The organism is Streptomyces sp. NPDC093801, assembly GCF_040701585.1.
Classification (GTDB): domain Bacteria; phylum Actinomycetota; class Actinomycetes; order Streptomycetales; family Streptomycetaceae; genus Streptomyces.
In genome coordinates, this window is record NZ_JBFBDP010000027.1 from 12,569 (window position 1) to 37,285 (window position 24,717).

The window sequence follows — 24,717 nt, forward strand, 5'->3', positions numbered from 1 at the left end:
CGCGCGATTAGCTCAGCGGGAGAGCGCTTCCCTGACACGGAAGAGGTCACTGGTTCAATCCCAGTATCGCGCACGCAGTACCAGCACCACCTGTTTGACCTGCGGTTCTTTACCGCAGCCCGCGCGATTAGCTCAGCGGGAGAGCGCTTCCCTGACACGGAAGAGGTCACTGGTTCAATCCCAGTATCGCGCACCGCAACCGGAAGCCCCGGCCGTCCAGACGGCCGGGGCTTCCGTGCGTGTACGGCGCGCGGGGGACGTGGGAGGCATGCGGGGACGTGGAAAAGGGTGTTGCCCGTCCGGCTCCCCAGCCGTACGGGCAACACCCTTCAACTGCCGTCCGCCGCTCCCCCGTCCCCACGGGGTGCGAGAGGCCGATGTCCCGGCCCGGGCCGCTCTCCCGGACCCGGGGCGCCGCTCAGCGCCCCAGCATCACGCCCACGGACGACGCCTGCGCCGCCACCTGATCGAAACCTCCGAAGAGGAAGAGCAGGAGGGCGGCCAGGGGGAGCACCATGGCCGCGGCCACCAGTGGGTGGCGCGTACCGGACTCATGGCCGTCGAACGCGAACAGCTTGCGTCCCTGCCGTGCGATGTCCGCCATGGTCCTCTCCCTGTCGTCTGGCAGCGGCGGGCCGGTCCTCGGGGGACGAGTGCGCCACCCGCCGCTCGTCTTCAACACTAGGCGTCGGGACGGCCGCCGGCCTCATGCCCTCGTACCCATTGCCGGGCCTCCGGGAGGATGACGCGGACCCCCCGGGCCTACTCCCCTGGGTGGAGATCCCCGCCGCCCGCTGGGGGTCATCCCGGAGGGGACGACGGGAGGGGATGACCGGAGGGTAGTGACTTCGCTCACTTCCGTCACTCCCCGCGCACGCGTGTCCTCGTACGGGGTGTTGGCGGGCCCGGCCGTGCGCCGCCGTGCCTCCGTCCTCGCCGTGGGCGGCCGCAGGGGTCCTGACGAGGCCAATCCCCTTGGCCCGAGGGCCCCTTGGGGACTCCGTCCGGGGTCCTCCGGACGGGGGCCGTGCGAGCCGACACACCCTCAAGTGGCGTGCCACGCACTGAGAATCGAATCTCCCGACGAGGGCGCGGCCTCTGAGCACCGGTGCCGGATGGTCCGTAAGCTGTGCCAGGTCAGCAGGACGACCGTCAGCGGGGTGGACATGGCGATGATGCGGCTCCGGCGCGAGGATCCGCGTGTCGTCGGCTCCTTCAGACTGCACCGGCGGCTCGGTGCCGGCGGCATGGGCGTCGTCTACCTGGGCTCCGACCGGCGCGGCCAGCGCGTCGCCCTCAAGGTGATCCGGCCCGACCTGGCCGAGGACCAGGAGTTCCGCTCCCGGTTCGCCCGCGAGGTGTCCGCCGCCCGGCGGATCCGCGGCGGGTGCACCGCCCGGCTGGTGGCCGCGGACCTGGAGGCCGAGCGCCCCTGGTTCGCCACCCAGTACGTGCCCGGCCCCTCGCTGCACGACAAGGTGGCCGAGGAAGGCCCCCTGACGGCCGCGCAGATCGCCGCCATCGGCGCCGCGCTGTCCGAGGGGCTGGTCGCCGTCCACGAGGCGGGGGTCGTCCACCGGGACCTGAAGCCCTCGAACATCCTGCTGTCGCCCAAGGGGCCGCGGATCATCGACTTCGGCATCGCGTGGGCCACGGGGGCCAGCACCCTGACCCACGTCGGCACCGCGGTGGGCTCCCCCGGCTTCCTCGCGCCCGAGCAGGTGCGCGGCGCCGCCGTCACCCCGGCCACCGACGTGTTCTCCCTCGGCGCCACCCTCGCCTACGCCGCGATGGGCGACTCGCCCTTCGGGCACGGCAGTTCCGAGGTCATGCTGTACCGGGTGGTGCACGAGGAGCCGCACCTGGTCGGCGTCCCGGACGCGCTGGCCCCGCTGGTGCGGGCCTGCCTCGCCAAGGACCCCGAGGAACGGCCGAGCACGCTCCAGCTGTCGATGCGGCTCAAGGAGATCGCCGCCCGCGAGGCCCAGGGGCTGGGCGACGTCCGCCCGCCGGCCCAGCGGGCCAGGGTCGAGCGGACCACGGGCCGGCTGCCCGAGCGGGCCGCCGGGTACGCGGGACAGGACACGGAGCGGCGCACCGGGGGCCGGGCCGCCGCCGAACGCCCCGCGGACCGCGCCGCCGACCGGCCGGGAGGCACCACCCCCGCGCCCCGGCCGCAGGGGCCGCACAGCGGCACCCGTCCGAGGCCGTCGGGCGCCCGCAACCCGGGGTCGACGGCGGGCCGTACGGGGAGCCGTACCGGCGGCCGCACGGGGCCGCGCACGACCGGCACGGGACGGCGGCCCTCCCGGCCGGACCCGAAGCTGCTGCGGCAGCGGCTGATCGTGTTCGTGGTCGTGACCCTGCTGGTGGCGCTGGGGATCGCACTCGCGCAGAAGCTGTGACGGGAAGCCGAAGGGGCGTCCTGCCGTACGGCAGGATGCCCCTTCGGCGCTTCGTCGCTTCGGGGCCCGCTAGGAGCGTCCGCCGCCCGCGACCGCGTAGAAGGCCACGGCCGCGGCCGCGCCCACGTTGAGCGAGTCCACCCCGTGCGCCATCGGGATGCGTACCCATTCGTCGGCGGCGACCAGCGCCTGCGTCGACAGGCCGTCGCCCTCGGCGCCCAGCATCAGCGCCACCCGCTCCAGGGTGTGCGGGGCCGCCACGTCGATCGGCGAGGCCTTCTCGTGCGGAGTGAGGGCGAGGAGCTTGAAGCCCGCCTCCCGGACGGTGTCCAGGCTCTTGGGCCAGGCCTCCAGGCGGGCGTAGGGGACGGAGAACACCGCGCCCATCGACACCTTCACCGAGCGGCGGTAGAGCGGGTCCGCGCAGTCCGGCGACAGCAGCACCGCGTCCATGCCCAGGGCGGCGGCGCTGCGGAAGATGGCCCCGATGTTGGTGTGGTCGTTGACCGCCTCCATCACGGCCACCCGGCGGGCCGAGGCCAGGAGCTCCTGCGCCGTCGGCAGCGGCTTGCGCTGCATCGAGGCCAGGGCGCCGCGGTGCACGTGGTAGCCGGTGACCCGCTCGGCGAGGTCCGGGCTCACGGCGTAGACGGGAGCCGGGATCTCGTCGATGACGTCGCGCATGACGTCCACCCACTTGGCGGAGAGCAGCATCGAGCGCATCTCGTACCCGGCGTCCTTGGCCCGCCGGATGACCTTCTCGCCCTCGGCGATGAACAGGCCCTCGGCGGGTTCGCGGCGCCGTCTCAGCTCTACGTCGGTCAGGCCGGTGTAGTCGCGCAGGCGCGGGTCGTCGGGGTCTTCGATGGTGATGAGATCAGCCACAGGGTGATACTGCCTTGTCCTGGGTGTGGTGCCAACGGCCTGTCAGGCGCCGGCGGTGGGAAGCTCGCCGGGGACGTGCACGCCGACCACGTCACCGATGACGATGACGGCCGGCGGGCGGACCTCCTCGGCGCGGACGGTCTCGCCGACCGTGGCCAGGGTGGCGTCCACCCGGCGCTGGGTGGCGGTGGTGCCCTCCTGGATGACCGCCACCGGGGTGTCGGCGGAACGGCCGTGCTTGACCAGGGCCTCGGCGATCAGCCCGATCTTGTCGACGCCCATCAGGACGACCAGGGTGCCGGTGAGCCTGGCCAGCGCCGCCCAGTCGACGAGGGATCGCGGGTCGTCGGGGCCGACGTGGCCGCTGACCACGGTGAACTCGTGCGCCACGCCGCGGTGGGTGACGGGGATCCCGGCCGCGCTGGGCACCGAGATGGAGCTGGAGATGCCGGGGACGACCGTGCAGGGGATGCCGTGCTCGGCGAGGGCCTGGAGCTCTTCCATGCCGCGGCCGAAGACGTACGGGTCGCCGCCCTTGAGCCGGACGACGGCCTTGCCGGCCTTGGCGTGCTCGATGAGGGCGTTGTTGATGGCCTCCTGGGCCATGAAACGGCCGTACGGGATCTTCGCGGCGTCGATGACCTCGACGTGCGGCGGGAGCTCGTCGAGCAGGTCGCGGGGGCCGAGCCGGTCGGCGATCACCACGTCGGCCTCGGCGAGCAGGCGCCGGCCGCGCACGGTGATCAGGTCCGGGTCGCCCGGGCCGCCGCCGACCAGGGCCACGCCGGGGGTGTGCGGGCGGGCGGCGGTGAGGGAGCCGTCGCGCAGCCCCTCGACGACGGCGTCGCGCACGGCGGCGGAACGGCGCGGGTCGTTGCCGCTGAGCACGGCCACCGTGACGCCCTCGACCCGGCCGGTCGCCGGGGTCCAGGCGGTCGCCGCCTCGGCGTCGTCGGCCCGCACGCACCAGACCCGCTTGGCCTCGGCCTCGGCGGAGGCGCGGTCGTTGGCCTCCCGGTCGCGGGTGGCGATCAGGGCGTACCAGGCACCGTCGAGGTCGCCGTCCTGGTAGCGGCGCCGCTCCCAGCGGATCTCCCCGGTCTCGGCCATCGCGTCCACCGAGGGGGTCGCGGACGGGGAGACCAGCAGGACGTCCGCCCCGGCGGCGACGAGGGCGGGCAGGCGGCGCTGGGCGACCTGGCCGCCGCCGATGACGACGACGCGGCGCCCGGTCAGGCGCAGTCCTACGGGGTAGGCGGGGTGTGCCGGGTTTCCCATGGCGGTTGCGGCTCCTGATGCGGCGGGTGTGTTCGGCGGGCCGCTGCTGCGCTGGAGCGGCTGACGGACCGTGCGGGCGCCCGTCCGGGACCACGATACGACCCATAGCCGCTGGTGGTACCTGCGGGGGCGAAGTTTGGCGGGACGGTGGGGGGTGGGGGGCGCGGGCCCGCCATCGCCCCCTCCAGGGGTCGGTGGCGGGCCGGAGGCCGCCCACCCGCCGCCCCGGGTGCGGGTGGACGGGGGCGGGATCCCGCCGGAGCCGGTACCGGGCAGCGGGCCGGGTCCGGGGAGGGCGGGGTGGGCAGGGGCGCCTCCCGGCCCACCACCGGAACGCAGCGGGGCCGGACACCGTGTGGTGTCCGGCCCCGTCCGGGTGGCTCCGCCTACTTCTCCGTCACGCCCGCCGCGTCGAAGGTGGCCACTTCGTGCATCGCGCGGGCCGCGCTCTGGACGAGGGGGAGGGCCAGGAGGGCGCCCGTGCCTTCGCCGAGGCGGAGGTCCAGGTCGACCAGGGGGCGCAGGCCCAGCTTGTTCAGGGCGGCCACGTGGCCCGGTTCCGCGCTGCGGTGGCCCGCGATGCACGCCGACAGGGCCTCGGGGGCGATGGCGCGGGCCACGAGGGCGGCCGCGCCGGCGCTCACGCCGTCCAGGATGACCGGGGTCCGCAGGGAGGCGCCGCCGAGGATCAGGCCGACGATCGCGGCGTGCTCCAGGCCGCCGATGGCGGCCAGGACGCCGATCGGGTCGTTCGGGTCCGGCTGGTGCAGTTCCAGGGCGCGGCGGACCACGTCGACCTTGCGGGCGTGGGTCTCGTCGTTGATGCCGGTGCCGCGGCCGGTGACCTCCGCCGGGTCGACACCCGTGAAGACCGAGATCAGGGCGGCGGACACGGTCGTGTTCGCGATGCCCATCTCACCCGTGAGGAGGGCCTTGTTGCCCGCGGCGACGAGGTCGCGCGCGGTCTCGATGCCGACCTCGATGGCCGCGACCGCGTCCTCGCGGGTCATCGCGGGGCCCGCGGACAGGTCGTCCGTACCCGGGCGGACCTTGCGGGGCAGCAGGCCGGGGGTGGCCGGCAGCTCGCCCTTCACGCCGACGTCGACGACGCAGACCTCGGCGCCTACCTGGTTGGCGAAGGCGTTGCAGACGGCCCCGCCGCCCAGGAAGTTGGCCACCATCTGCGTGGTGACCTCCTGGGGCCAGGGGGTGACGCCCTGGGCGTGGACGCCGTGGTCGCCGGCGAAGATCGCGACGGCGGCCGGCTCCGGGATCGGCGGCGGGCAGACCCGGGAGAGGCCCGCCAGCTGTGCGGAGATGATCTCCAGCATGCCGAGGGCGCCCGCGGGCTTCGTCATGCGCTTCTGCCGCTCCCAGGCCTCGCCGAGGGCCTTGGCGTCGAGCGGGCGGATGCTGGCGACGGTGTCGGAGAGCAGGTCGTGCGGGGCCTCGCCGGGCAGCGCGCGGCGCCCGTACGTCTCCTCGTGGACGACCCAGGCCAGCGGGCGGCGCTGGGCCCAGCCCGCCTGCATCAGCTCCGGCTCCTCGGGGAACTCGTCGACGTAGCCGACGCACAGGTAGGCGACGACCTCCAGGTGCTCGGGAAGTCCCAGCGCGCGGACCATCTCGCGCTCGTCGAAGAAGCTGACCCAGCCCACGCCGAGGCCCTCGGCGCGCGCGGCGAGCCAGAGGTTCTCGACCGCGAGGGCGGAGGAGTACGGGGCCATCTGCGGCTGGGTGTGCCGGCCGAGGGTGTGGCGGCCGCCGCGGGTGGGGTCGGCGGTGACGACGATGTTCACCGGGGTGTCGAGGATGGCCTCGATCTTCAGTTCCTTGAACTGCTTCGCCCGGCCCTTGGGCAGCGACTTGGCGTAGGCCTCGCGCTGGCGCTGGGCGAGCTCGTGCATCGTGCGGCGGGTCTCCGCAGACCGGATGACGACGAAGTCCCACGGCTGGGAGTGCCCGACGCTCGGGGCGTGGTGGGCGGCCTCCAGGACGCGCAGCAGCACCTCGTGCGGGATCGGGTCGGTGCGGAAGCCGTTGCGGATGTCGCGGCGCTCGCGCATGACGCGCAGGACGGCCTCGCGCTCGGCGTCGGCGTAGCCGGGGGCCGGCTCCCCGACGGAGGGCTGGGGCCCGGCGGGAGCCTCGGCGGCGGCCTCGCCGTCGGCCGGGGCCTCTTCGCCGGTGGCGGGCTCGGCCTCGTCGGCCGGCTGCGCGGCGGCGGCCTCCGGGGCCGGCTCGGCCGGTACGTCGGCCTGCGCGGCGGGGTCGGCCGGCTCGGCCGGGGTCTCGGCGGCGCCGGCGGCCTGGACCGCGGTCTCCGCGGGGGCGGCGTCGGCGGCCGGTGCCTCCGGCTCCGCCGGGGTCTCGGGGGCTGCGGGGGCCTGGGCGGGCTCCGGGGCCTCCGGCGCGGCCTCGGCGGCCTCGGCGGCCGGTGCGGGAGCGCCCTCGGCCGCGGCGGCCTCGGGGGCGGGGGCGCCCTCGGGGGCCGCGGGGGCGTCGGCGGCGGCAGCTTCAGGGGTTCCGGCCGCCTCTACGGCCACAGCGCCCTCGGGAGCCACGACGGGCTCCGGGGCCGGAGCGGCCTGCTGCTGTGCCGGAACGGCCTGCTGCGCCCCGGCGGCCTCGACCACGACCGCGGCCGGGCCTTCCACCACGGGCTGCCCCTCGGCCACCGGCTGGCCCTCGGCCACCGGCTGCGCCTCGACCACGGGCTGCGCCTCGGCCACCGGCTGAACCTCAGCCGCAGCCTGGCCCTCGACCAGGACCACGACCGCGGGCTGGCCCTCTACCGCAGGCTGGCCCGCGACCACGGGCTGCGCCTCGACCACGGCCTGGCCCTCGACCACCGGCTGGCCCTCGGCCACGGCCTGGCCGTCTGCCACGGGCTGCCCCTCGACCACCGGCTGGCCCTCGGCCACCGGCTGCGCCTCGACCACGGGCTGCGCCTCGGCCACCGGCTGGGCCTCAGCCGCACCCTGGCCCTCGGCCGCGCCCTGCGCCACCTGCTCGGCACCGGCAGCCGCAGCCGCCTCCGCGGGCGCAGCCGCCCACGGTTCGCCGGCCTGCGGCGGGATCTCGCCCGGCTGCGGGGCCACCGGGGCCTCCGCGCCCGGGGCGGCGTCCAGGTACTCGGGACCGGCGGCGGGCGCACCGGGCTGCCCCGGAACGGGCGCGGCGGCGGCCTGCGGCTCCCCGGCGCCCGCGGGCACGGCGGCGGGCCGGGCCTCGGGGGCGGCGGGGGCCTCGGGGGCGGGCTCCGGGGTCGCCTGCGCCACCGGGGCGGCGGCGGGGGCGGGGGCAGCGACCGGGGCGGCGGGGGCCACGGCGACGGCGGGCGCGACCTGCACCGGCTGCGCGGCGGGCGCGGCGGCGGGGCCCCGGTCCGCGAGGGACCGGACGACTCCCCCGGTGGCCTCGGGCACGGGCGGGCCCATGTGCAGGGGCCGGCGGGACGGGTTCACGGGGGCGGCGGGCGGCATCTGCCCGGCCGCGGCGGGGGCCGCCGGCGGGACGACGAGGCCGCCGAGGTCCAGGGAGCCGGAGTCACGGCCGCCGGCCTCGTGCGCGCCCGCGCTGTACGCGGGGTCCACGAAGGGCTCCGGGAACGCGGCGTCGGGGTAGCCGGCCTCGGGGAAGCCCGCTGCGGGCTGCGCGCCGAGGGGCTGGCCGGGCAGGGGCTGGCCGGCGAGGGACTGGTCGTGGAGCGGCGGGACCGGCATCGGCTGGCCCGGCACGGCGTAGCCCGGGTCCGGGAACCCGAGGTGTCCCTGTTCGGGGTAACCGGCGGCCTGGGGCTGGGGGTACTCCGCGTACCCCTGTTCGGCGGGGAACTCGCCGGGGAAGGCGGGGACCGGCGGGACCACCTGCGGGTCGCTCCAGGAGCCCTGGCCGTGCCCGCTCGGCATGAGGAGCAGCTCCTCGTCCTCGGCGGGGTCGTCGACGAGGTCCTGGAAGGCGTAGCCGGCCGGGGGCATCGGCGGCAGGGGGGGCATCTGCGGGACCGGAGCGGGAACGCCCTGCTGATCCACCATGCCCGCGTTGTCCGGGTGACCCTCGCCCGGGACCTGGCCGGTGTCAGTCATGCTTACCCCTCGCCCATCGGTGTTGCCTCTTCGCCTCTTCGATCGCCCGGCGCCCTTGTGGCCCGACGAGCGGGGTCCCCGCGCGGCGCCACGTCTCGCGACCCCGCACGACAACTCCTGAGCATTGTCGCGCTCGTCGGCCACCGTGTCGGCCGGAAACCGGCACGGTCCCCTGTGGACTGCGCCACGTCGTGCGCCTGCCGGGCGGTACGACGATCGGCCAGCCTACCCCGGGCTCCCGTGTCAGCGGTTCACGGGGCGTTCGGCTGCCAGCAGGAACACGACGGAACGCTCCTGTTCGGCCCAGGTCCTGGTGTCGAGGCCCACGGACTGGAGGAGCGCGCATTCGACGGCGTACCCGTGTTCGGTGAGCGTCCGCCCGATGGCCTCCGCCTCGTCGCGCGTGGAGGCGTGGCTGACGATCCGTTCGGGGCGGCGGTCGGCGACGGCGGCGACGACTTCGGCGCCGCCGCCCCCCACCCGTACGACATCGGGTTCGGGCAGGTTCTCGAGCACGTGTGGAGCGCGGCCCGCGACGACCTGGATCTGTACACCCCGCCCGCGGGCGGCGGCTGTTGCGCGTTCGCAGGCACGCGGGTCGGCGTCGACGGCGATGACGGCGGCGCCGAAGGCGGCGGCGTCGACGGCGAGGGCTCCGTGGCCGGTGCCGATGTCCCAGACGAGGTCGCCGGGCCGGGGTCCGAGGCGGGCGAGCTGGGCGGCGCGCAGCTGGCCCGACTCCCCCTCCCCGGCGTCGGGGTCGGTGAGGGCGCGGGCCCAGCCGCGTCCGGCGGCGGGGGCCTGGGCGGGGCCCTGGCCGAGGATCCAGGGCGCGTCGGCGGTGGCGGTGTGTCCGGCGCCGCCGATGACGATGACGACGTTGGGGTCGCGCCAGGTGTGGTCGGCGGCGGCGTCGGAGGTGAGGACGGTGACGCGTTCGCGGTCGGTGCCGAGGGCCTCGCAGATGACGAAGGTCCGGTGGACTCCTTCGAGGAGCAGGGCGAGTTCGGCGGGTCCGGCGCCGGGCGAGGTCAGGACGGCGACCTTGCCGCGGGCGCGGCAGACGTTGACGGCGCGGCGCAGGGTGCGGGGGTGGGCGACGACGACCTGGGCGTCGTCCCAGGGCATTCCGGCGCGGGCGAAGGCGGCGGCGACGGAGGAGACGGCGGGGACGACCTCGACTTCCAGGCCGTGTTCGGGGGCGCGCAGGGTGCGTACGACGCCGAAGAAGCCGGGGTCTCCGTCGGCGAGGACGACGGCGGTGCCGCGGTGGCCGGCGATGCGGCGGGCGGCGAGGCCGAGGCTGCCGAGGCGGATGCGTTCGGCGCCGGGCGGGACTTCGGGGAGCGCGAGGTGGTGGGCGGCGCCGGCCACCAGGGTGGCCGCGGAGAGCGCGGACCGGGCGGCCGCGGTCAGGGGGGAGCCGTCCCAGCCGATCACCGTGACCCGGTCGGCCATCGTCGTCAGTCTCCTGGGGTGGGGGCAGGCGAGGTTCCGTCGGGGTCCCGCAGGGCGAGACTACCTGCTGACGGGTCGGTTCCGGTCCGCGGCGAGGGCGTGGGCCGGGTGGGCGCCGCGGGCCTCTCGGGCCTCGCGGGCCTCGCGGCTGTCGTACGTGTCGTACGCGCCGTAGTCCTCGTCGTAGGCGCCGGAGTCGTCGAGGTCCTCGGGGACGAGGCTCCAGACGATGAGGTCGGTGCGGGTGTCGGCCCAGCCGCCGTCGGCGGCCTGGGTGCGGACGGTCCAGGCGTTGCGCAGGACGCCTTCGCTGATGCAACCGATCTTCTGGGCGACCTGCTGGGCAGCGGTGTTGTCCGCGGCGGTGCGCATTTCGAGTCTTTCGAACTGCTGCTCGCGGAAGAGCCAGCGGGCGACGGCGAGGACGGACTCGCTGGCGTAGCCCTCGCCCCGGGCCCAGGGGGCGGTGACGTAGCGGATCTCGGTGGTGCGGGTGCGCCAGTCGGTGTTGCGGAGGTGGACGCTGCCGACGAGGCGGTGGGTGAGGAACTCGGCGACGGCGAAGACGATGCCGCGGCCCCCGGCGCGTTCGGCGTGGGAGAGGGCGGTGGCCCAGGCGCGGGCGTCGGCGCGGGTGTAGGGGTGCGGGGCCGGGGTCCAGGCGGTGACCTGCTCGTCGTTCATCATCTCGGCGAGCGCGCCGGCGTCCTCCTCCTCGAAGGGGCGCAGCACCAGCCGGTCCGTGCTGATGGTGACGTCCGGGAAGGTGGTAGTCATGCGCAGCTCCATGCCTGAGGCGGACCGTTTGTGCGGGTCGTAGCCACAGCATGCAGCATCGGCCCGGGGATGTGCAGGGCCGGGTTGCCCGGAAGCGGGCAGGCCCGGGGCAGCGCGCGGCCCCGCGCGCCCGGAGGGGTGCGCGGGGCCGGGGATCCGGCGCCTACCAGGGGGTTCCCTAGCGGGCCGGGGTGCCGAAGGCCGGGATGACCGAGCCCTGGTACTTCTCCTCGATGAACTTCTTGACCTCGTCGGAGTTCAGGAGCTTGGCGAGCTTCTGGATGCGCGGGTCGTTCTGCTTGCCGTCCTTGACCGCCAGGAAGTTGGCGTACGGGTTGTTCTCGGCCTTCTCCAGGACGAGGGCGTCCTTGGCGGGCGAGAGGTCGGCCTCGAGGGCGTAGTTGCCGTTGATGACGGCGGCGTCCACGTCGTTGAGGGCGCGCGGGACGGTGGCGGCCTCCAGCTCCTTGAACTCCAGGCCCTTCTTGTCGGTGATGTCGGAGAGCTTGGCGCTGGTTCCGACGCCGTCCTTGAGGGTGATCAGGTTGTTCGCGGCGAGCAACTGGAGGGCGCGGCCCTCGTTGGTGGTGTCGTTGGGGACGGCGACGGTCTGGCCGGGCTTGATGTCGGTGAGGGCCTTGACCTTCTTGGAGTAGAGGCCGAGGGGCTCCAGGTGCACGTTGACGACGGGCACGACGTGGGTGCCGTTCTTCTTGTTGAAGTCGTCGAGGTACGGCTTGTGCTGGAAGTAGTTGCCGTCGACCTGGCCCTGCTCGGTGGCGGTGTTGGGCAGGACGTAGTCCGTGAACTCCTTCACCTCCAGCTTGAGGCCCTCCTTGGCCGCGAGCTTGTCCTTGACGAAGTTCAGGATGTCGGCGTGCGGGCTCGGGGAGGCCGCGATGACGAGGGGCTTGCTCTCGTCCGCCTTGCCGCCGTCGGCGCTGGCGGAGGACGGGTCCGAGGAGCTGCCGCAGGCGGTGAGGCCGAGGGCGAGCGCGGCGGAGGCGGCGGCGAAGGCGGTGAGCCTGATGTTCTTACGCACGAAGAGTGCCTTTCTTGCGGTACGGGTCCGGGGTGCGGACCCGCTGGTGGTGGCCCAGGCACGACAAGTGCGGGCTTTCTCCGGTGGGGAGTCTTGGGGGTGGCCCGGGAGGGGCTCAGGCCGTCCGGCCGCGGCGGGCGAGGACGCGCACCACGCCGTCGCCGATCAGCTGGATCACGGTGACGAGGGCGATCAGGACCACGACGGTGGCGACCATGAACCCGGTCTCGAAGCGCTGGAAGCCGTAGGTGATGGCCTTGGAGCCGAGTCCTTCGCCGCCGACGGCGCCGGCCATGGCGGAGTAGCCGACCAGGGTGATGACGGTGGTGGTGACGGCGGCGACCAGGGAGGGCAGGGCCTGCGGGAGCAGGACCTTGCCGACGAGGGTGGGGATGCCGCCGCCCATGGACTCGACGGCTTCGATCAGGCCGTGGTCGACCTCGCGGACGGCCGTCTCGACGAGCCGGGCGAAGAAGGGGATGGCGCCGATGGCGAGCGGGACGATCATGGCGGTGGGGCCGATGAAGGTGCCGACGACGGCGGTGGTGACCGGGATCAGGGCGATCAGCAGGATGATGAACGGCAGCGAGCGGCCTATGTTCACGATCACGCCGAGGGCCTTGTTGAGCGGCTGGTTGCGCAGGAGGCCGCCCTTGTCGGTGAGGACGAGGAGGATGCCCAGGGGCAGTCCGCCGAGGACGGTCACCACGGTGGACCACAGGACCATGTAGAGGGTGTCGTAGGTGCCCTGGGTGAGCAGGGGCTGCATCTCGGACCAGGTCACTTGGCACCATCCTTGACCAGTTCGGCCAGTTCGTTGTCGATCTCGTCCGTCCCGTCCACGACGTCGACCTGGAGGCCCTGCTCGCGCAGGAAGCCGACGGGTACGACGTTGTCCTCGTAGCGGCCGGGCAGCTCGATGCGCATGCGGCCGATCTGGCGGCCGGCGACGGTGTCCATCGCGGCGCCGAGGATCGAGATGTCGATGTTGTACGTGCGGGCCAGCTGGGAGATGACCGGCTGGGTGGCGGCCTCTCCGTGGAAGGTGACGTCGACGACCGTGCGTTCCGGGCCGGTGGCGGTGCCGCTGACCGGGAAGAGTTCGGCGGCGAGCTCGGATCCGGGGGTGGCGAGCAGCTCGGCGACGGTGCCGGACTCGATGATGCGGCCCTTCTTCATCAGGGCGGCGGAGTCGCAGATGCTCTTGACGACGTCCATCTCGTGGGTGATGAGCAGGACGGTGAGGCCGAGCTGCCGGTTGAGGTCGCGCAGCAGCTGGAGGATGGAGCGGGTGGTCTCGGGGTCGAGGGCGCTGGTGGCCTCGTCGGAGAGGAGCACCTTGGGGTCGCCGGCCAGGGCGCGGGCGATGCCGACGCGCTGCTTCTGGCCGCCGGAGAGCTGGGTGGGGTAGGCCTTGGCCTTGTCGGCGAGGCCGACGAGGTCGAGGAGTTCCAGGGCCTTGCGGGAGCGCTCGCGGCGGTCGACGCCGAGGATCTCCAGGGGGAGCTCGATGTTGGCCTGCACGGTCCGCGAGGACAGCAGGTTGAAGTGCTGGAAGACCATGCCGATGCGGCTGCGGGCCTCGCGGAGCTCCTTGCCCGCGCGCCGGCCGCGGCCGGCGAGGGCGGTGAGCTCGACGCCGTCGACGGTCACGGTGCCGGTGGTGGGGCGTTCCAGCAGGTTCACGCAGCGGATGAGGGAGGACTTGCCGGCGCCGCTCTGGCCGATGACTCCGTAGACCTCGCCCTCGCGGACGTGGAGGTCGACGCCGTCCAGGGCGGTGACCTCGCGGCCACGGGACTGGTAGACCTTCGTGAGGCCCGATGTGGTGATCACAGGAATTCCGTCGCTGTCGAGTGCACGGCGTGCGGGACCGTGCACGGGGCAAACATCTGGGGACGCGATACGGGTCGAACCGTCACAAAGGAAGCGTGTCGACACGTGCGCGGGGCTGGAGCGGTCCGGGCCGGGGGTCAGCGGTGACCTGGGCGGCGCAGCGGATCGCCTCGTCTCGCTTCGGGGCGCGAGACCGCGGGGGAAGGGGCCCTCAGAAGGCGCACATTCGACACATACAACGAGCACCGGGCGTCATCGTCGCCTCGGTCGCAAGGGTGCGGCTGCTCGTCGTGGTCATGGGCCCCAGTAAAGCAGACATACCGACTCACCGATCAACGCTGTCCGCATAGCGGACGGATTCCGGTCGCATTCCGGACGGGAGGGGCCGTCCCCGGCGCCCCGTCCCGCGGGGTCCGGGAGCGCTCCCGGCCAGGCGCGGCACGGCCGGGCGGGGTCCCGGCGGCGGCTGCGCGCGGGGCCGGCCGGGGGTGCCCGCTGTGGCCAAGGCCACGGTCGGGGCCCCGGCGGCGCCCCGTGCGCGGCCGCCCCGCGGGCCCGTAATACCCTCGCTGCATGCTCGACGCCCTGACGGCCGCCCTCGGCGTGGCCGCCCTCGCCCTCGCCGCCTGGTGCGGCCACGCCGTCTGGCGGGACCAGCCGACCAAGGACTGGCACTTCATCGGCATGGCCGTGGTGACCCTGCTGGCCCTGGCCCAGCTGGTGGTCGGCGTGGTCCAGCTGGGCCGGGGCGAGAAGCCCGAACAGGGCGCGGTGCTCTTCGTGGCCTACCTGGTGGGCGCCTTCGCGGCGGTCCCGGCCGCCGGGCTGCTCTCGCTGACCGAGCGCACCAAGTGGGGTTCGGTGACGGTGGCCGCGGGCGCGGTCGTCCTCGCCGTGCTCGAGGTGCGCCTCTACGACATCTGGGGATCCGCCGGTGCCTGACACGACGACCGAGACCGAGACCGGCGCCGGGAACGCGGCCGGCGGCCGCAAGCGGCTGGTGTCCGGGCCGGGGCTGCTGCTGGTGTGGCTCTACGGGGTCATGGTGGTGGGCGCGGTCTCGCGCTCGGCCTTCCAGATCTCCAGCGAGTTCGACCGGGCGCCGCTGGCCTACTCGCTGTCGGCGGCGGCCGCCCTGGTCTACGCCTTCATCACGTACTCGCTCGTGCGCGGCGGCGACCGGGCCCGGCGGGCGGCACTGGTGTGCTGCGCCGCCGAGCTCGCGGGCGTGCTGGCCGTCGGGACCTGGACGCTGATCCGGCCCGAGGCCTTCCCCGACGCGACGGTGTGGTCGGACTTCGGGATGGGCTACCTGTTCATCCCGGTGATCCTGCCGGTCACCGGGATGCTGTGGCTGCGCGCGAAGCGCTAGCGCGCGTCGGACCGCCGGGGCTCAGGCACTGACGGTGTAGTCGGCGGGGACTTCGGCGTCCTTCTCCAGGATCACCAGGTGCACGCCGTCGGAGGCGGTGCGGTTGCCGACCTTCGCGTAGCCCGCCTTGCGGTAGAGCCGCAGGTTCGACTCGCTCTTGTGGCCGGTGTGCAGCCGGAAGCGGGTGGTGCCGGCGTGGCCGGCGAGGGCCTCCTCGACCGCGCGCAGCAGCCGGGCGCCCAGACCGTGGCCCTGGAGGCGGGGGTGTACGCACAGCTTGGCGATGCTGGCCGTGCCGTCCTCGCCGAGGCTGCCGCGCACCGTGCCGACGACCTCGTCGCCGAGCCGGGCCACCAGGACGGTGTCCTTGGCGAGCTCTTCCTTCAGGGAGTCCAGGGACTGGGTGAGCGGCTGGATGAGCCAGTTGCCGTACAGCTCGGCCTCCCTCTGGAACGCCAGGTACTGCAGCTTGAAGATCTGCTCGGCGTCTTCGGCGGCCGCCGCCGAAATGGTCACGCTCATGCCCATGTGCGCATGCCTCCCGCTCACCGGTAGCTCTCTGGTCTACCGCTCCTTTCCCCAAGGGCCAGGAGCCGCAACCTCTCCGGCCAGCATTCTGCGCAGACATCCCAGGCAACGGGAACGTACCGGCCCCAAACTTCCTTGTGAGATACCCAACTCTCCTGCGATTTCACGGTAGGTGAGGTCCCTGGGCGAGAGAAGTGCGGCCACCAGCTCGGGGCAGCGTCCGGGCAACCGGGCGACCGCCGATCGGAGGGCGCGGTTCTGCTCCCCGTGCAGCAGGGCGCGTTCGGGTTCGTCGGCCGTGTCCGCGCGGGCGGCCCCGCACGGGATCTCGCGCCGCGCCCGCCTGCGGGCGAGCCGGGCCTCGGCCCGCACCGCCCGCCGCAGCCAGCGGGCCCGGCCGGCGGGGCCGGGGCCGGGCGGGCCCTGCTCCAGCAGCCTGACCCAGACGGCCTGTTCCAGGTCGGCGGCGTCCAGCCCGGCGGCGGGGGCCTCCGCGGCCGCCTCGGCGGAGAGCAGCGGGCGCAGCTCCTCGATCAGTTCCGGTTCGCGTCGCAGGTCCATGCCGGGCGGGACGCGGCGGCCGGGCCGGGCGGTTTCCCCGCCGGACCCGGCCCACCCGTACGTGGCCGGGGGCCTAGCGGTTGACGCCGCGTCCGGGGCGGAAGGCCTCGGCGGCGAGGAGTCCGGTGTCGGGGTTGTCGGTGAAGATGGCGTCGATGCCGAGCTCGAAGTAGCGCTTGAAGGCGCCGAAGGCGTCCCCGTAGGCGGTGGGGTCGGTGCCCTTGCGGTACTCGGCCGGCAGGAAGCTGTTCTCGTTGCGGGCCGTGTAGGGGTGCAGGACGAGCCCCCGGGCGTGGGCGTCGCGCACCAGGGTGGTCGGGGTGCCGAGCCTGCCCTCCGCGTCGCGCGGGACGATGAGGTCCAGGGTGGGGCCGATGCCCTGGGCGAAGCCGGCGATCCACTTCAGGCCCTCGGGCTTGACCAGGTCGGCGACGGTACGGGGGTCCTTGGCCGTCTCGAAGTCCCAGGGCCGGGTGTTCGCGGCGGAGAGCAGCACCACGCGCGGGGCGGACACCAGGCGGGAAAGGCGCTGGATGCTGGAGGGCTCGAAGGACTGGAGGAAGACGGCGGCGTCCCGGCCGTCGCGGCCGTAGCGGCGCAGCAGGGCGGCCAGCGGCTCCTCCAGGCCGAGGCCGAGGCCGCGGAAGTAGGTGGGGTGCTTGGTCTCGACGTGCAGCCAGACCCGCCGGCCGCGGCGCCCGCCCTCGCGGTCGGCCCAGCGCAGCACCTCTTCGAAGGTGGGGACGGCCCAGCGGCCGTCGTAGAGGGTGTTGCGCTGGCGGATGGCCGGAATGCGCTCCTTGGCGCGCAGGGTGCGCAGCTCGGCGAGGGTGAAGTCCTCGGTGAACCAGCCGGTGACGGCGACGCCGTCGACGGTCTTGGTGGTGCGCCGGCCGGTGAACTCGGGGCGGTCGGCGACGTCGGTGGTGCCGCCGATCTCGTTCTCGTGGCGGCAGACGAGGTGGCCGTCCTTGGTGGGGACGAGGTCCTGCTCGATGACGTCGGCGCCGAGGTCGAGGGCGAGCTGGTAGGAGCCGAGGGTGTGTTCGGGCCGGTAGCCGCTGGAGCCGCGGTGGCCGATGACCAGGGGGACGGGGAGGTCGCGGTAGCCGCCCTCGCCCCGGCGGGCCTCGGCGGCGGAGGCGGTCGCGGCGGAGAGGGGGGCGATCCCGGTTCCGGCCGCGAGGACCGCGGCTCCCAGGACGGTGCGCCGGGCTGTCCCACCTTGCGTCATCAGTGCCACTCCTTGTTCGGATTCGGTTGGAAATCGCTCGGCTTCTTTTGGAAATCGGCGAGCCGATGGTAGGCAAGGGGGATGGCGGGTGGGTGGGGTCACGCGGAACATGGCGGAAACACACGTCAACACCGCGTATCCACCTCGTGAACCCGATGTGCGATCAGGGGTGACCCGCGAGTATCGTCCTCACCTGCACTACCGCCGTGTGGTGCGAAAACCGCTTTTCGATGCCGGAGGGCTCACGTTGTTCCGTACCGCGCTCATCAAAGCCACTGCTGGATCGGCCATCCGCCTGATGTTCCGCACCAGGGTGGAGGGGCTGGAGAACATTCCGGGCACCGGCCCGGTGATCCTGGCGGGCAATCACCTGACCTTCATCGACTCGATGATCCTGCCGATGGTGTGCGACCGCACGGTCCACTTCATCGGCAAGGACGAGTACGTGACGGGCAAGGGCCTCAAGGGCCGGCTGATGGCGTGGTTCTTCACCGGCGCCGGCATGATCCCCGTGGACCGCGACGGCGCGAACGGCGGCGTCGCCGCGCTGATGACGGGCCGCCGGATCCTGGAGGAGGGCAAGATCTTCGGGATCTACCCCGAGGGCACCCGCTCCCCCGACGGCCGGCTCTACCGCGGCCGGACCGGCATCGCCCGCCTCACCCTGATGACGGGCGCCCCCGTGGTCCCGTTCGCGGTGATCGGCACGGACAAGCTCCAGCCCGGCGGCAAGGGCATGCCCCGCCCGGGCCGGGTCACCATCCGCTTCGGCGAGGCGATGGAGTTCTCCCGCTACGAGGGCATGGACCGCGACCGCTACGTGCTGCGCGCGGTCACCGACTCGGTGATGGCCGAGGTCATGCGGCTGTCGGGCCAGGAGTACGTCGACATGTACGCGACCAAGGCGAAGGCGGCCTGAGCCCCCGCCCTACTGGCGCTGGAGTGACCGGCTGACGCCCGCCGCCGTCGTGGTGGCGAGGATCCAGCCGGTCACGATCAGAAGGTACGACAGCCACTGGTACCAGCCGCCCGGCGCGAAGGCCTCTTCCTGGCCGAAGCCGATGATCGGCAGCAGCAGGTCGATGGTGTAGAAGAGCGGGTTGAAGTCGGGGGCCTCCCCCGGCTTCAGCGGCCTGGGGTGGTGCAGCCCGTACGCGATCCAGCCGGTCAGCACCAGCAGCAGGAGCCAGCCCGCCGCGCGCAGCGGCCGGAAGCCGTAGCCGACGGTCGCGTCCTGGAGCAGCCCCCACAGGCGGGCGTGCCGGGGCAGCGTGTGCCGGTGCCGGCGGAGCTTGGCGAGCTGGACGCTGCGGGCGGCCGCCTCGTCGCCGACGGTGCGGTAGGCGGCGGCGAGCTGTTCGTAGGCGTGCGGGAGGTAGCCGGACTCCTCGCGTTCCAACAGCGGCAGCCGCTGCTCGGCGGGCAGGAGCGGGTGCAGCACCCGGTAGCCGAGCCCCTCGGTGCGGACCACCGGGGGCCAGGTGTCCGGTTCGGCGTAGAGCATGTCCAGCTGGCTGCGGCGCAGGTTGACGATGCCGTCGATGGGCGGGCACTTGCGCAGCCACAGCTCCCCTATGGCACAGCTGCTGGCGCGCAGGGCCACCCCGCCGGGGTTGGCGAGCCGGGCCCGGGTGAGCATCAGCTGGCCGGGGACACGGGCGCCGGTGAGGTTGACCATTCCCTCGGCCTCCAGCCGGTGGCCGCGCAGGTCGGTGCCGACGGAGACGGTCTCGGCGTGCAGGGCGATCCCGCCGGGGGCGAGCAGCCTGGCCCGGTCGAGGCTGATCTGTCCGGCGACGGTGGCGCCGTTGACGCGGAGCTGGCCGTGGACGGTGAGTCCGTCGGCGACGAGGTCGGTCCCTATCTCGGCGTGGTTGAGCTGGAGCGGGGGCTCGTCGTGTTCTTCGGCGTCGGCGTCGGGCTCCGCGCCGGCGGCAGGGCGGATCACCGCGTCCTGGAGGAAGAGGCCGCCCGCGATCCGGGCCCCGGCGAGGCGGACGGGCCCGGTGACGCGGCAGCCGCTCAGCCGGAGGGCGAGGTCGACGCTGACGGTGGAGGCGGTGAGTCCGGGCAGCGCCGACTGCGAGAGGCTGACGGCCCGCAGCCGGGCCCCGTACAGCTGGGGTTTGCGCTCGAACCAGCAGCCGCGCAGCCGGATGGCGTGCTCGACGTCGGCGTACTTGAGGTTGAGCTTGCCGGTGACGCGGGCGCCCTTGACGTTGAGCTCGGCGACCTGCCCCGCGGCGGCGGGGCGGCCGAGCAGGAGGGCGGCGAGCACGTCGGCGCGTACGGTCCGCCCCTCCCCCCAGGCGTGCCCGCCGGAGGCGTCCTCGTCGGGGCCCTCGCGGAAGTCGACGCCTTCGCCGCGCGGGAAGGCTTCCCATACGCGGCGTTCGGCGGGGGTCAGGTCGGTGATCTCCATCGCCGGGATGGTGTCCCGGGTCCCGACGGGCTGTCAACTCCGCCCGGGACACCGCTCCCTGGCGTCGGGTCAGTGCTCGACGCCGTCCTGGAGCTCCTGGCCCTTCAGCAGGAACCAGGCCGCCGCGGCGGTGGCGAGCAGGACGGCCGCGCCGACGCCGGAGGCGAGCCGCAGCCCGTCCACGAAGGCCTCCTGGGCCGCGCCGACCATGGTGTGGGCGGTCTGCGGGTCCAGGACCTTGGCGGCTTCGACGGCCCCGCCGAGGGACTCGTGGGCCGCGTCGGCCACCGGGGCGGGGACCGTCTGCGGGGCGGTGAAGCCCTGGTAGACGCCCGTGACGATGGAGCCGAGCAGGGCGATGCCGAGCGCGGCGCCCAGCTCGTAGGCGGTCTCCGAGACGGCCGAGGCCGAGCCGGCCTGCTCCTTGGGCACGCTGGAGAGGATCACGTCCGCGGTGACCGTGAAGGAGAAGCCCGCGCCGAGGCCGACGCCGAGCAGGGCCGCGCCGAGCAGCGGGTAGCCGCTGTCGGGGTGGATCAGGGTGAGGGCGGCCAGGGCCACGCCGATGGCGGCCAGACCGCCGGACACGATGACCCGCACCGAGTACCGGCGGGCGTAGCGGCCGGCGACGAGGCCGGTGAAGACGGCGCCGATGGCGGCGGGCAGTTCGGCCAGGCCGGCCTCCAGGGGGTCGCGGCCCTGGACCAGCTGGAGGAACTGGGACAGGAAGAAGACCAGCCCGGAGAGGCCGAAGACGGTCAGCAGGTCGGCGAGGACGGCGCCGGAGAACCCGCGGTGCTTGAAGAGCCGCATGTCGAGCAGCGGCGAGGCCAGGGTGAACTGGCGGCGCACGAAGCCGTACAGGCAGCCGGCGCCGAGGACGGCGGCGGCCCCGACGCCCCAGGTCGGGCCGTGGGTGGCGACTTCCTTGACCGCGTAGACCACGCCGATGACGCCGACGAGGGAGAGGGCCACGCTGAACAGGTCCCAGGGGCCGGCGACGGGGTTCCTGGACTCGGGCAGCAGCTTGATGCCGACCAGGACGAGGACGGCCATCACGGGCAGGTTGATGAGGAAGACCGAGCCCCACCAGAAGTGCTGGAGCAGGGCCCCGCCGACGACCGGTCCGACGGCCGCGCCGGCGGAGGCGGTGGCCCCCCAGATGCCGATGGCGAGGCTGCGCTCCCGGGGGTCGTGGAAGATGTTGCGGATGAGGGCGAGGGTGGACGGCATCAGAGTGGCGCCGGCGACGCCGAGCAGGGCCCGGGCCACGATCATCATCTCGGGGCTGGTGGCGTAGGCGTTCAGGACGGAGACGCCGCCGAAGGCGGTGGCGCCGAGCAGCAGCAGCTTCTTGCGGCCGATGCGGTCGCCGAGGGATCCCATGGAGACGAGCAGGCCGGCGATGACGAAGGAGTAGATGTCGCCGATCCACAGCAGCTGGGTGCCGGACGGCTTGAGGTCCTCGCTGAGGGAGGGCGTGGCGAGGCCGAGTACGGTGGCGTCGACCGCGACCAGCAGCACGGCCAGGACGAGCACGGAGAGCGCCAGCCAGCGTCCGCGGCTCCTCCCCTCCGCTCCCGTCCGGCGGTCCAGCTGTTCGGTTCCGGTCATCACTCCACGCTCCGTCGTGCGCCACCGAGCAGCAGCTCGATGATCATGTATTGGAAGTCCTTGGCCGCGACCCGGCCGTCCATGACGGCCCAGGCGCAGGTGCCGATGAGGCCGTAGAGGGCCTCGGTGAGCCAGGCCGGGCTCAGGTCGATCCGGATGTCGCCCTCCTGCTGGCCGCGCCGGAAGAGCGCGCCGACGCGCGCGTCGAGGCGGGCCCAGCCCTCGTTGACCTGGTCGCCCTCGAAGAGCTGGTTCTCGGTGACGAGGAAGGCCAGCAGCTGGGCGTCGGTCTCGGTTTCGGCGACGAGGCGGCGCAGGGCCTCCACGGCCGTGCCCTCGTCGAGGCGGGCCCGGTCGAAGGCGATCTCGAACCGGCGGATGCCGAAGTCCTCGAGGGCCCGCACGAGGGCGTCGCGCCCGGCGAAGTGCCGGTGGAGGGTCGCCCGGCCGATTCCGGCGGCGCGGGCCACCTCGTCCATCGTCGCGGTCGACTTGCGGGAGAGCAGGGCCGCCGCGTCGCGGAGCACCTGGTCACGATCCATGGCCATGAGACAACCATACCTCAAATGAGACGCCAATGTCTCACTCGGGGGAAAACGGGCTGCCGGAGGGGCGGCCGGGGAGGAAGGGTGTGTGTGCATGAAGCCACTGCTGCTGATCGATGTCGACGGACCCCTGAACCCGTACGGGGCCCGGCCCCAGCGCCGTCCGGAGGGCTACACCACCCACCGGATGCGGCCCACGGGCTTCACGGACGGCAAGCCCCTGCGGGTCTGGCTCCACCCCGGCCACGGGGCGGAGCTGCTCGCGCTGGCGGACGCGTACGAGCTCGTCTGGGCCACCACCTGGAAGGACGAGGCCAACGACTGGATAGGCCCGCACCTGGGCCTGCCCCGGCTGCCGTACATCGACTGGCCGGTGATGCACGGCCGGGCGCCGCGCGGCACCTTCTGGAAGACGCAGTACGTCCTGGAGTACGCGGGCGCGCGCCCCTTCGCCTGGATCGACGACGACATCACGGACCTGGACCGCGAGTACGTCGCACAGCACCACCCGGCGCACGCGCTGCTCATGCACGTGGACGAGCGGACCGGCCTGACCCGGCCGGACTTCGACGCCCTGGCGGACTGGGCCGATGAACACACTCGTTGATCTTTTGGGGTGAACCCTCGTGACCGGGCCTTATGCGGCTCGCCGGGAAGGCGGGAGAGTCCTGCCCATGAACGGATCGAGGAAGCTGGCCCTCGGGGCCGCTGCGATGGCACTCACGGTCGGCGGCGCGTTCGCCGTCTCCTCCGCCTCGGCGGAGCCGACACGCACCAGGAAGGCCGCGGCGACGTCCACCGCCTTCGCCAAGGTCCGGGCGGACGGGGTGATCCTGGCCTGGTCCGGCATGAACAGCGTCCAGCACCTCGGCACCGGGCGCTACCTCCTGGCCACGAGCGCCGACATCACCTACTGCGCCCTGCTGGGCACGGTCAACAAGAACAACTTCGACGACCCCGGCCCGGGCAGCTCCTCCATCCTGGTCGGCCAGGCCGGGCCCAGGAGCATCTTCATCCGCACCGCGACGCCGTCCTCCGGCGGGAGCCGGGCCGTGGACGACGACCGGCCGTTCTCGGTCAGCGTCGTCTGCTGACACCCGGACACGCGCCGGAGGGGCGGTGCGCACCGGGCGGGTGCGTACCGCCCCTCCGGGCGTTCGGCGACTACTGCCTGTGGATCGCCCAGGCGTGCTGGATGACCAGGTCGGCCTTGAGCTCGGTGAGCTGGACGGCCACCGCCGAGGGGGCGGTACCGCCGCGGCCGTTGCGGGAGGCCAGGGCGCCGGGGACGTTGAGGACGGTGCGGACCTCGGGGGTCAGGTGCTCCGAGATCTTCGCGAACTGGGCGTCGGTGAGCTCGTCGAGCTCGATGCCCTCGGCCTCGCAGACCTTGACGCACTCGCCGGCGACCTCGTGCGCCACCCGGAAGGGCACGCCCTGCTTGACCAGCCACTCGGCGATGTCGGTCGCGAGGGAGAAGCCCGCCGGGGCCAGCTCCTCCATCCGCTCGCGGTTGACCGTGAGGGTGGCCATCATCCCGGTGAAGGCCGGCAGCAGGACCTCCAGGGTGTCGCAGGAGTCGAAGACGGGCTCCTTGTCCTCCTGGAGGTCCCGGTTGTAGGCCAGCGGCAGCGCCTTGAGGGTGGCCAGCAGGCCGGTCAGGTTGCCGATGAGGCGGCCCGACTTGCCGCGCGCCAGCTCCGCGATGTCCGGGTTCTTCTTCTGCGGCATGATCGACGAGCCGGTGGAGAAGGCGTCGTGGAGGGTGACGAAGGAGAACTCCTTCGTGTTCCACAGGATGATCTCCTCGGCGATCCGGGACAGGTTGATCCCGATCATCGCGGTGACGAAGGCGAACTCGGCGACGAAGTCGCGCGAGGCCGTGCCGTCGATCGAGTTGCCGACCGAGCCGCGCTCGAAGCCCAGGTCGGCGGCGACCGCCTCCGGATCCAGGCCGAGCGAGGAGCCGGCCAGGGCGCCCGAGCCGTACGGGGAGACCGCCGTACGGGTGTCCCACTGCCGCAGCCGCTCGGCGTCCCGGGACAGGGACTGCACGTGGGCCAGCACGTGGTGGGCGAAGAGGACCGGCTGCGCGTGCTGGAGGTGGGTCCGGCCCGGCATCGCCACGTCCGGGTGCGACTCGGCCAGGCCGACCAGCGCGTCCTGGAGGTCGGCGATCAGGCCTCCGATGGTCCGCGCGTGGTCGCGCAGGTACATCCGGAAGAGCGTGGCGACCTGGTCGTTGCGCGAGCGCCCGGCCCGCAGCTTGCCGCCGAGGTCGGGGCCGAGCCGCTCCAGCAGACCCCGCTCCAGCGCGGTGTGGACGTCCTCGTCGGCGACCGTCCCGACGAAGGAGCCGTCGGCCACGTCGGCCTCCAGCCGGTCGAGGCCCTCGATCATGCGGTCGAGCTCCTCGGAGGTGAGCAGGCCCGCCTTGGCGAGCACGCGGGCGTGGGCGCGCGAGCCGGCGATGTCGTAGGGGGCCAGGCGCCAGTCGAAGTGGACCGACGCGGACAGCTTCGCGAGGGCCTCCGAAGGGCCGTCGGCGAACCGGCCGCCCCAGAGCCGGACGTCACCGTTGTTGCTGCTCACAGCTACTGCTCCTCATGAGGGTGGAAGTGGACGGCCTCCCCGCCGCGGAGGTAGCGGGGAGGCCGTCCCGGTACAGCGTC

At 73.7% G+C, this 24,717-nt stretch carries 22 protein-coding genes and 2 tRNA genes; 8 read left to right on the forward strand and 16 right to left on the reverse strand.

Annotated elements, in window-relative coordinates; translation table 11 throughout:
- The first annotated feature begins 1 nt into the window (after window position 1).
- Together AB0469_RS28500 and AB0469_RS28505 are read left to right on the forward strand one after the other, a co-directional pair.
- Window positions 2–73: transfer RNA gene (locus AB0469_RS28500), tRNA-Val, on the forward strand.
- 48 nt (window positions 74–121) lie between these two features.
- Window positions 122–193: transfer RNA gene (locus AB0469_RS28505), tRNA-Val, on the forward strand.
- Window positions 194–418: 225 nt separating this feature from the next.
- Here AB0469_RS28505 and AB0469_RS28510 read toward each other — a convergent pair.
- The gene (locus tag AB0469_RS28510) at window positions 419–604 is read right to left on the reverse strand and encodes a hypothetical protein (RefSeq protein ID WP_366454314.1); all 186 of its coding nucleotides are present in this window, start codon (window positions 602–604) and stop codon (window positions 419–421) included.
- 562 nt (window positions 605–1,166) lie between these two features.
- Between AB0469_RS28510 and AB0469_RS28515 the strand changes: the two genes are divergently transcribed.
- Window positions 1,167–2,405, forward strand: a complete 1,239-nt coding sequence (locus AB0469_RS28515) for a protein kinase (protein WP_366454393.1) — start codon at window positions 1,167–1,169, stop codon at window positions 2,403–2,405.
- A gap of 69 nt (window positions 2,406–2,474) precedes the next feature.
- Here the strand turns inward: AB0469_RS28515 and AB0469_RS28520 are convergent, their stop codons facing one another.
- The 8 genes from AB0469_RS28520 to AB0469_RS28555 all read right to left on the reverse strand — a co-directional run bounded on the left by AB0469_RS28520 (window position 2,475) and on the right by AB0469_RS28555 (window position 13,769).
- Window positions 2,475–3,290: an RNA methyltransferase gene (locus AB0469_RS28520; protein ID WP_042817385.1), complete on the reverse strand. Its 816-nt coding sequence runs from the start codon at window positions 3,288–3,290 to the stop codon at window positions 2,475–2,477.
- 42 nt (window positions 3,291–3,332) lie between these two features.
- Window positions 3,333–4,568, reverse strand: coding sequence for a uroporphyrinogen-III C-methyltransferase (gene cobA / locus AB0469_RS28525; RefSeq protein ID WP_366454315.1), 1,236 nt, complete (start codon window positions 4,566–4,568; stop codon window positions 3,333–3,335).
- Between the two features lie 386 nt (window positions 4,569–4,954).
- The gene (gene cobT / locus AB0469_RS28530; protein ID WP_366454316.1) at window positions 4,955–8,656 is read right to left on the reverse strand and encodes a nicotinate-nucleotide--dimethylbenzimidazole phosphoribosyltransferase; all 3,702 of its coding nucleotides are present in this window, start codon (window positions 8,654–8,656) and stop codon (window positions 4,955–4,957) included.
- Between the two features lie 243 nt (window positions 8,657–8,899).
- Window positions 8,900–10,114, reverse strand: coding sequence for a precorrin-6y C5,15-methyltransferase (decarboxylating) subunit CbiE (gene cbiE, locus AB0469_RS28535; protein ID WP_366454317.1), 1,215 nt, complete (start codon window positions 10,112–10,114; stop codon window positions 8,900–8,902).
- A gap of 60 nt (window positions 10,115–10,174) precedes the next feature.
- Window positions 10,175–10,891 (reverse strand): GNAT family N-acetyltransferase, encoded by a 717-nt coding sequence (locus tag AB0469_RS28540; RefSeq protein ID WP_366454318.1) that lies wholly within the window; start codon window positions 10,889–10,891, stop codon window positions 10,175–10,177.
- A gap of 178 nt (window positions 10,892–11,069) precedes the next feature.
- On the reverse strand, window positions 11,070–11,933 hold the full coding sequence (locus AB0469_RS28545; protein WP_366454319.1) for a MetQ/NlpA family ABC transporter substrate-binding protein: 864 nt from the start codon (window positions 11,931–11,933) through the stop codon (window positions 11,070–11,072).
- Between the two features lie 115 nt (window positions 11,934–12,048).
- Window positions 12,049–12,717 (reverse strand): methionine ABC transporter permease, encoded by a 669-nt coding sequence (locus AB0469_RS28550; RefSeq protein WP_366454320.1) that lies wholly within the window; start codon window positions 12,715–12,717, stop codon window positions 12,049–12,051.
- The gene (locus AB0469_RS28555; protein WP_366454321.1) at window positions 12,714–13,769 is read right to left on the reverse strand and encodes an ATP-binding cassette domain-containing protein; all 1,056 of its coding nucleotides are present in this window, start codon (window positions 13,767–13,769) and stop codon (window positions 12,714–12,716) included. Before AB0469_RS28555 ends, AB0469_RS28550 begins: the two co-directional genes overlap by 4 nt.
- Before the next feature lie 573 nt (window positions 13,770–14,342).
- Here AB0469_RS28555 and AB0469_RS28560 point away from each other — a divergent pair.
- Together AB0469_RS28560 and AB0469_RS28565 are read left to right on the forward strand one after the other, a co-directional pair.
- Entirely contained in the window at window positions 14,343–14,711 is a 369-nt protein-coding gene (locus tag AB0469_RS28560) for a hypothetical protein (protein ID WP_366454322.1), read from the forward strand.
- Window positions 14,704–15,141 (forward strand): hypothetical protein, encoded by a 438-nt coding sequence (locus tag AB0469_RS28565; protein WP_366454323.1) that lies wholly within the window; start codon window positions 14,704–14,706, stop codon window positions 15,139–15,141. Before AB0469_RS28560 ends, AB0469_RS28565 begins: the two co-directional genes overlap by 8 nt.
- A gap of 21 nt (window positions 15,142–15,162) precedes the next feature.
- Here AB0469_RS28565 and AB0469_RS28570 read toward each other — a convergent pair whose 3' ends face one another.
- The 3 genes from AB0469_RS28570 to AB0469_RS28580 form a co-directional block, all read right to left on the reverse strand.
- Window positions 15,163–15,669: a GNAT family N-acetyltransferase gene (locus AB0469_RS28570; RefSeq protein WP_366454324.1), complete on the reverse strand. Its 507-nt coding sequence runs from the start codon at window positions 15,667–15,669 to the stop codon at window positions 15,163–15,165.
- Between the two features lie 36 nt (window positions 15,670–15,705).
- Window positions 15,706–16,230: a sigma-70 family RNA polymerase sigma factor gene (locus tag AB0469_RS28575; RefSeq protein ID WP_366454325.1), complete on the reverse strand. Its 525-nt coding sequence runs from the start codon at window positions 16,228–16,230 to the stop codon at window positions 15,706–15,708.
- Between the two features lie 73 nt (window positions 16,231–16,303).
- Entirely contained in the window at window positions 16,304–17,464 is a 1,161-nt protein-coding gene (locus AB0469_RS28580) for a glycerophosphodiester phosphodiesterase (protein WP_366454326.1), read from the reverse strand.
- Between the two features lie 298 nt (window positions 17,465–17,762).
- On the opposite strand from AB0469_RS28580, the gene AB0469_RS28585 reads away from it, so the two are divergent.
- Window positions 17,763–18,383 (forward strand): lysophospholipid acyltransferase family protein, encoded by a 621-nt coding sequence (locus AB0469_RS28585; RefSeq protein WP_366454327.1) that lies wholly within the window; start codon window positions 17,763–17,765, stop codon window positions 18,381–18,383.
- A gap of 9 nt (window positions 18,384–18,392) precedes the next feature.
- Here the strand turns inward: AB0469_RS28585 and AB0469_RS28590 are convergent, their stop codons facing one another.
- The 3 genes from AB0469_RS28590 to AB0469_RS28600 all read right to left on the reverse strand — a co-directional run bounded on the left by AB0469_RS28590 (window position 18,393) and on the right by AB0469_RS28600 (window position 22,048).
- Window positions 18,393–19,886 carry a membrane-associated oxidoreductase gene (locus AB0469_RS28590; protein WP_366454328.1) on the reverse strand — a complete coding sequence of 498 codons (1,494 nt, stop codon included), beginning with the start codon at window positions 19,884–19,886 and terminating at the stop codon, window positions 18,393–18,395.
- A gap of 69 nt (window positions 19,887–19,955) precedes the next feature.
- Window positions 19,956–21,500: an MFS transporter gene (locus AB0469_RS28595; RefSeq protein WP_366454329.1), complete on the reverse strand. Its 1,545-nt coding sequence runs from the start codon at window positions 21,498–21,500 to the stop codon at window positions 19,956–19,958.
- On the reverse strand, window positions 21,500–22,048 hold the full coding sequence (locus AB0469_RS28600; RefSeq protein WP_366454330.1) for a helix-turn-helix domain-containing protein: 549 nt from the start codon (window positions 22,046–22,048) through the stop codon (window positions 21,500–21,502). The genes AB0469_RS28595 and AB0469_RS28600 overlap by 1 nt, the downstream gene beginning before the upstream one ends.
- Window positions 22,049–22,139: 91 nt before the next feature.
- On the opposite strand from AB0469_RS28600, the gene AB0469_RS28605 reads away from it, so the two are divergent.
- Complete coding sequence (locus AB0469_RS28605) at window positions 22,140–22,652, forward strand: HAD domain-containing protein (RefSeq protein ID WP_366454331.1); 513 nt, start codon at window positions 22,140–22,142, stop codon at window positions 22,650–22,652.
- 67 nt (window positions 22,653–22,719) lie between these two features.
- Window positions 22,720–23,139 carry a hypothetical protein gene (locus AB0469_RS28610; RefSeq protein WP_366454332.1) on the forward strand — a complete coding sequence of 140 codons (420 nt, stop codon included), beginning with the start codon at window positions 22,720–22,722 and terminating at the stop codon, window positions 23,137–23,139.
- A 70-nt stretch (window positions 23,140–23,209) separates the two neighbouring features.
- Here the strand turns inward: AB0469_RS28610 and argH are convergent, their stop codons facing one another.
- Window positions 23,210–24,637, reverse strand: coding sequence for an argininosuccinate lyase (argH, locus tag AB0469_RS28615; RefSeq protein ID WP_366454333.1), 1,428 nt, complete (start codon window positions 24,635–24,637; stop codon window positions 23,210–23,212).
- Between the last annotated feature and the right edge of the window lie 80 nt (window positions 24,638–24,717).

Coding starts and splice junctions, on each gene's coding strand:
- AB0469_RS28595 (WP_366454329.1), bottom strand. CDS start 21,500: ATGACCGGAACCGAACAGCTGGACCGCCGGACGGGAGCGGAGGGGAGG.
- cobA (WP_366454315.1), bottom strand. CDS start 4,568: ATGGGAAACCCGGCACACCCCGCCTACCCCGTAGGACTGCGCCTGACC.
- AB0469_RS28600 (WP_366454330.1), bottom strand. CDS start 22,048: ATGGCCATGGATCGTGACCAGGTGCTCCGCGACGCGGCGGCCCTGCTC.
- cobT (WP_366454316.1), bottom strand. CDS start 8,656: ATGACTGACACCGGCCAGGTCCCGGGCGAGGGTCACCCGGACAACGCG.
- AB0469_RS28605 (WP_366454331.1), top strand. CDS start 22,140: ATGAAGCCACTGCTGCTGATCGATGTCGACGGACCCCTGAACCCGTAC.
- AB0469_RS28540 (WP_366454318.1), bottom strand. CDS start 10,891: ATGACTACCACCTTCCCGGACGTCACCATCAGCACGGACCGGCTGGTG.
- AB0469_RS28560 (WP_366454322.1), top strand. CDS start 14,343: ATGCTCGACGCCCTGACGGCCGCCCTCGGCGTGGCCGCCCTCGCCCTC.
- AB0469_RS28570 (WP_366454324.1), bottom strand. CDS start 15,669: ATGGGCATGAGCGTGACCATTTCGGCGGCGGCCGCCGAAGACGCCGAG.
- AB0469_RS28610 (WP_366454332.1), top strand. CDS start 22,720: ATGAACGGATCGAGGAAGCTGGCCCTCGGGGCCGCTGCGATGGCACTC.
- cbiE (WP_366454317.1), bottom strand. CDS start 10,114: ATGGCCGACCGGGTCACGGTGATCGGCTGGGACGGCTCCCCCCTGACC.
- AB0469_RS28515 (WP_366454393.1), top strand. CDS start 1,167: ATGGCGATGATGCGGCTCCGGCGCGAGGATCCGCGTGTCGTCGGCTCC.
- AB0469_RS28580 (WP_366454326.1), bottom strand. CDS start 17,464: ATGACGCAAGGTGGGACAGCCCGGCGCACCGTCCTGGGAGCCGCGGTC.
- AB0469_RS28575 (WP_366454325.1), bottom strand. CDS start 16,230: ATGGACCTGCGACGCGAACCGGAACTGATCGAGGAGCTGCGCCCGCTG.
- AB0469_RS28590 (WP_366454328.1), bottom strand. CDS start 19,886: ATGGAGATCACCGACCTGACCCCCGCCGAACGCCGCGTATGGGAAGCC.
- AB0469_RS28585 (WP_366454327.1), top strand. CDS start 17,763: ATGTTCCGCACCAGGGTGGAGGGGCTGGAGAACATTCCGGGCACCGGC.
- AB0469_RS28510 (WP_366454314.1), bottom strand. CDS start 604: ATGGCGGACATCGCACGGCAGGGACGCAAGCTGTTCGCGTTCGACGGC.